Here is a 5875-nt window from a genome sequence, read left to right as displayed (position 1 = left end):
TGGGAGAAACAAGTAGAGGAAGGAGGCGAAGAATCTGTTCTTTGGAACGGTCGAGCCGGTAGACTTCCTCGCTTGACGGAATCGCAAGTAGAAGAACTCACGTGCATGTTAATCGAAGGTCCAATGAAACACGGCTTCGATACTCCGATTTGGACTTGTCGTCGTGTAGCAAAGTTAATAGAAAAGAAGTTCTGTATCCACTATCATCCGGATCATGTATGGAAAATATTACGTAGAATTGGTTTTAGTGTACAAAAGCCGATTCGACGAGCTAAAGAACGAGATGAAAAAGCGATCTCGAATTGGAAGAAGCGTCGTTGGCTGAAAGTTAAAAAAAAGCCCAAAAAGAGCGAAGAAAGATAGTTTTTATCGATGAAAGCGGTTTAACGCAAATACCTACCGTGTTTCGCACATGGGCCCCCGTAGGACAAACGCCTGTTCTTACACATGTAGGGTCTTGGAAAAAGATTTCCGTAATCGGAGCAATTACACAAAGGAATTTATATTTTCAAATATTAAAGGGAGCGGCTAAACAAGAAGATATTATTTGTTTTCTTAAGTCCCTACTTCGCAATATCCCCGGGAAATTGATCATCATCTGGGATCGAATCAATATTCACCGTTCCTTGGCAGTCAATGAGTTCATTAACTCTTTGAATGGTAGAATAACAATTGAATTTCTACCTCCTTATGCTCCAGAACTAAATCCTGTCGAATATGTTTGGGGTAAATGGAAACGATATCTTCTTCCTAACTTTTGTCCGGAATCCTTTGAAACTTTGAAAAAAGAAGCTAAACGTTCATTAAGAAAATTGAAACGTAGAATTAATCCTGTTAAATCATTCTGGAATCAAGCTCGGTTGTCTATTTAAATTGGTGATATATTATGCAAATGTCAGTAATCTGTGGGAACCACTCGGGTTTTACAGTTGATTTTGAAAATGTGGGAACTCCACCGTTTTTTAGACTTTAGAAACTAAAAATTAGGATCCATTCTTTCCATAAATGAATGTAGGAACTATTACTTTTAGAAAAAGTTCTCTTATATCGAACTCAACGTTATTCAGAACTAGCATAAATTCTATTTTCAATCCATATCTATAATTCAGTAATTATCGTTTTATTTTTCGCGTGAGCGGGTTGGAGGGCGCGAAGCGTTCTTGTAGAGAACGAGCGGGAATCCGCGAGCCCGTAAACACGCGACTCTGCGTTAAAATCAGAAAACATTTTTTTTCGAGAAATTTGAACGCAGAGGCACGCCCTAATAATCGATTAAAAGTCATTTCAAAAATACTTTATCTTTGCTTGAAATACCGATCCGATTCTTCTAAGATATTTTTGAGATGGCTTTTGTAGAATTTTAAATTTAAAAAACTCAATATTCTAAAATACGTTTACAAAGAAAAATTCATTTGTTAGTAATTTGTCTTCTTTCAATTTTACAAAAGTCCAATTCCTAAAGGAATTTATAAAATAGTATTTTCATCTTTTGTGCTGGTTCCCCAAGCGAGAATTTTATTTAAAAATTTATTTGAACGATAATTCTTTTTAGATTTTATTTAAAATTCCACTTAAAATAAAAATTCTACTCAGAACTATATGTCCAAAATTTGGATCCCAACTGTGCTTATAATATTATGATATTTTTATATAAAATGTTATACTGCTCGAACGCATAAACATGATACTAAGTTATTAACGGTCGAATTTTGGGAAAAAATAGCGGGATTTGCGACATTTTAGAGCATGGCTAAAACATTCAAATTATTGAAACAATTTAACCTAAGTATTCTATTTATGCGTCCGAGTAGTAAATCGGATTCTCATATAAAATATCGAATCGAATTGTTGAAAATGAATTCTCTATCTATTTCTGTATTATGGGAACAGTCGATTGAAGTATTTTTGTTAATCCCCATTATGAAATTTTTCAACAATTCTATTATATAATTATCATCCAATTATAAACCGCCCACAAAGATCCTGTCTATTATTTCCATTTTTCTAATATTCTTAAAATATCATTGCCAAATTTTTCTACCTTAGCAACACCCATTCCTTTTACAGAAGACAATTCTTCCGGAGTCTCCGGCATTACCTTTGCAATTTGAACAATGACAGGATTTTGAAGCACCATAAACTTTTTCCATTTTCTTCTTCTGGCTTCTCTATCTCGAAAATTTTTTAATTCTTGAATCAAGTTTTTGGCAGGGATCGCTTTTTTTTCGTTTTCTGCATCCAAACTTTTTTTCTTACGGGGAACCTTTGGAATCACCGTGGAAGAAAGGATTAATTTAGGATATTTATCCCCTACGATTTTTACTTTTTTTTCTGAAATCCATTCGTCCAAGATTTTCAGAATCGCTTCTTCCGCAATGGAACGTAAAGAACCGTATTCGACTAAACGATCCAATTTTTTTCTCAGAATTTCGTTGGATCTAGAACCACGCAAGACTCCTACAATCATTCTTTTACCAAACTTACCTGGAATTTGTTCTAATACTTTTTCAATCGTTCTTAATTCTTCCTTTGAGAAATCATATCTTTCCCTTACTTCTTGTTTTAATCGTTTGTTTTTTTCTCTTTCCAAAAACTGATCTCTTTCGTCTGCAAAAAAAGATTCTGCAGATTCTTTTGCTAAACAGATGTCACAGGTTTTACATGGCAATACCTCTTCGTCAAAATAAGAACAAAGTGTTTGTTGTCTGCATTTGTTAGAAATGGAATATTCTTTTAAATGAGAGAGTAACGTTTCTCCTCCTTTTCGATTGTTTTCTTTTCCTATTATAAAACCTTGTGTTACAAGATCGGAAGGATGATAAAAAAGAACGCAATCGGACGATTTTCCGTCCCTTCCAGCCCTACCCGCTTCTTGATAATAACTTTCCAAAGATGCAGGTATCTGATAATGAACTACTAAACGAACGTCTGGTTTATCCAATCCCATTCCAAACGCGTTAGTCGCCACTAAAACATTCGTCTTTCCGTTGTTATATCCATCCTGTGTTCTCTCCCTACTAGAATCGGTTCTTCCTGCGTGATATTTGCCTACTTTGAATCCATTCTTCTTTAGAAAACCATAAACCATTTCCACTTTTTGTCTAGTTGCACAGTAGACGATCGCTCTTCCACTTGAGATTTTTTGAAAGTTTCCTTGGATCAAAAGTTTTAAAAGTTCATTTTCTCTTGAAATTTCGTTTTGAGGAAAACGAACCGAAAATCTAAGATTTTCTCTATAAAAACTTCCTTTGATCAGTGTTGGATTGTTGAGTCCTAACGAATCCGATATGTCCTTGATGACCTTGGACGTAGCAGTGGCGGTTAACGCGATTATAGGTATCGATTTTGGATATTTGTCCCTTAGTTCGTATAACTTTCTATATTCGGGTCTAAAATCGTGCCCCCATTGAGACACACAATGCGCTTCATCTACAGCAATTCTTGCCAAAGGAAATTTCGAAAGAATTTCAAACACCTGTCTTCCAAGCGCCTTTTCGGGTGAAAGATATAAAATTCGGATTTTTCCAGTAGCGGCTCTGCTTAAAATTCTTAGTTGTTCTAAATCGTCCTGAGTAGAGTTACAATATTCCGCCGCGATTCCTTTTGCCTTGAGCGAATCTACCTGATCTTTCATCAATGCGATCAAAGGAGAAATTACAAGCGTCAATGAGGTTTCATCTAAAATTGCCGGAAATTGATATATGAGAGATTTTCCTCCTCCCGTTGGAAGGATAGCTAATGTATCTTTTCCAGCAATTAAGGATTCGATCGCCTCTTTTTGTCCGGATCTAAACTTGGATAATCCCCATTTTTTTTTGAGAATATATTCTAAATTTTGAATATTTTGGTTTTGTTCTGAATTCATTGGATCTGGAGTCGTAAATATTCGATTGTTTGATTACTTTCAATTAAACTATAAATATAAAATTTTGTCCTAAAGTCAGTCTCTTTTTAAAAGAAACTTTAAAAATTCTGGTATCGTGTAAATTTTATTTTAAGTTCCTAAATGTGGAAACTCGTGCATGAGCTAGAAACTTAAAGGAAATTCAAATACTCTTAAATTAACGTGAGTTCGATGTAAGAAAATCTGGGCGAACTTCCACAGGCAGTCGGGCTGGACTCTCAGCTCTAGTCAATAAATTGCATGCAGGAAATTTAATACGATATTTCAACTTAAGTTTTAATTTAGAACGGATCCATAGAGAGAGTTCTACTGAGTTCAACGCGATCTGTCGAGCGACTATAGAAGCGAGACACTGAGTTTGAGAGAGCCACTCTGCTGAGCTTCCTCGCATCGATCCCTTTCAAGTTACTCAAGTGAAAATAATAAGAAATGTTACTACTCAATCCTTAAAATAGTAAAGCGACAGCTTCCGTGGGAACTACTGCGATTTTATCAAAAAGTTTTCTTGTAAAACAATTGGGGAACTACCACAAACTTAGGTTTGTCTGTAAAATGATGTGGGAACTCACACTTTTAGAAATTTTTTACTCGCGCCGAACTCACCTTACAATGGGATTTAAATTTTGATAATAGCCGCAAAACAGCGGTTTTGTGCAAAAATCTGATAGATGATGATTCTTTTATAGTAGTTCCCGCAATTTTCAAAGTTTAATTGCAAATTCACGATTTGTGAGAGTTCCCACATCTATTTTTTTACGAAAAAATTGACCTAAGATTTCTTACACCGAATTCACGTTAAAATAGTAAAACACGTTTCCTGTGTGTAGGAACTACTACAAATTACATTTTTTTAATTTCGGAATTATTACCTTTTTATAATAAAGTTGTTGAAAAATTGGTAAAATTCTTGTACCGATACCTGAAGATACAACTCTATGTGTAATGATATCGAAAGAAAAAGTTTTAAAGAATCCTAGAATGTCGCAAGCCTTGTTTGGTGTCTCCCATCAAGAATTCAAAACACTTTGTGTTCCATTTGGTCTTGCGTATTTATCTTTGAAAGAAGAAATAAAACATAATTTTACCAAAGGTAGAAAATCAATCTTACAGGATATAGAAGAGAATTTATTTTTTATTCTTTTTTATCTAAAAACTTATCCGACCTACGACGTCTTGGGAGCGGTATTTAAAATGGATAGGACTACTGCTTGTAAGTTGGTAAAGCTTTTGGCGGAAGTTTTATTTCTTTCACTTGGTTCAATGAATACTCTTCCCGCAAATGAAATTTCCGATCTCAAAAAAAAGTTGAAGAAGTTAAAAAAACTGAAGTATGTAATCATAGATGGAACAGAAAAGGCCCAACAGGTAAGGATTTACAGAAAAAATTCTACTCTGGAAAAAAGAAAAGACATACGATTAAAAACTTAATTTTGACAAATAAAGATAAAGCAATCTTATTCTTATCGAACACGATATCTGGTAAAACGCACGATCTTAAAGTTGCGGAGAATACGATGATTACTTCTGCGATTCCTAAAGATGTGGTATGTATCCTTGACTCCGGTTTTGAAGGAATTGAAAAGACATCAAAAAAAGTGAATATTATCAAACCGAAAAAGAAACCTAAGAAAAGAGAACTTACCGCTACACAAAAAGCAAAGAATACAAGAATTAGTAAAAAAAGGATTTTCGTATAAAATGCTTTTGCCGATATTAAAAGATTTAGAATTACATCGGATGTCATTAGATGTTTTAGAAAAGACTTTAAACATCTCGTTTTTGTTTTAGCCGCAGGGCTTTGGAACCTTCATTTATTTTTTAATAAACGTTTTAATTACTAATTTTTCAACAACTCTAATATATTGAAAACTGAGTTTCTCTAAATTACGTTAATTCATTTATTGTTCTTGAATTTACTATTCGTTTTAATTAAAATTTTAAATTGTAATTTCAACAGCTCAAAAATATGTA

Annotated in this window: 4 protein-coding genes and 1 pseudogene; 4 read left to right on the top strand and 1 reads right to left on the bottom strand. The window is 34.0% G+C overall.

Going from position 1 to position 5875, the window contains the following annotated elements; all coding sequences use genetic code 11:
• Together LEP1GSC059_RS24395 and LEP1GSC059_RS24390 are read left to right on the top strand one after the other, a co-directional pair.
• A partial coding sequence (locus tag LEP1GSC059_RS24395; protein ID WP_020981049.1) for a winged helix-turn-helix domain-containing protein occupies positions 1–363 on the top strand: 363 nt, incomplete at its 5' end.
• Positions 360–872, top strand: a complete 513-nt coding sequence (locus tag LEP1GSC059_RS24390; RefSeq protein ID WP_155243402.1) for an IS630 family transposase — start codon at positions 360–362, stop codon at positions 870–872. The genes LEP1GSC059_RS24395 and LEP1GSC059_RS24390, both read left to right, overlap by 4 nt.
• 1118 nt (positions 873–1990) lie before the next feature.
• On the opposite strand, the gene LEP1GSC059_RS15740 is transcribed toward LEP1GSC059_RS24390, so the two are convergent.
• Positions 1991–3865, bottom strand: coding sequence for a RecQ family ATP-dependent DNA helicase (locus LEP1GSC059_RS15740; protein WP_020981050.1), 1875 nt, complete (start codon positions 3863–3865; stop codon positions 1991–1993).
• Positions 3866–4846: 981 nt separating this feature from the next.
• Between LEP1GSC059_RS15740 and LEP1GSC059_RS24385 the strand changes: the two genes are divergently transcribed.
• Positions 4847–5332 carry a helix-turn-helix domain-containing protein gene (locus LEP1GSC059_RS24385; protein WP_020981046.1) on the top strand — a complete coding sequence of 162 codons (486 nt, stop codon included), beginning with the start codon at positions 4847–4849 and terminating at the stop codon, positions 5330–5332.
• Positions 5320–5596 (top strand): annotated as a pseudogene (locus LEP1GSC059_RS15730) (transposase family protein); the annotation flags it as partial. The gene LEP1GSC059_RS24385 and the pseudogene LEP1GSC059_RS15730, both read left to right, overlap by 13 nt.
• Positions 5597–5875: the final 279 nt, after the last annotated feature.

Source organism: Leptospira noguchii serovar Panama str. CZ214 (assembly GCF_000306255.2).
GTDB lineage: Bacteria > Spirochaetota > Leptospiria > Leptospirales > Leptospiraceae > Leptospira > Leptospira noguchii.
This window is presented reverse-complemented; position numbering and strand designations above follow the sequence as displayed.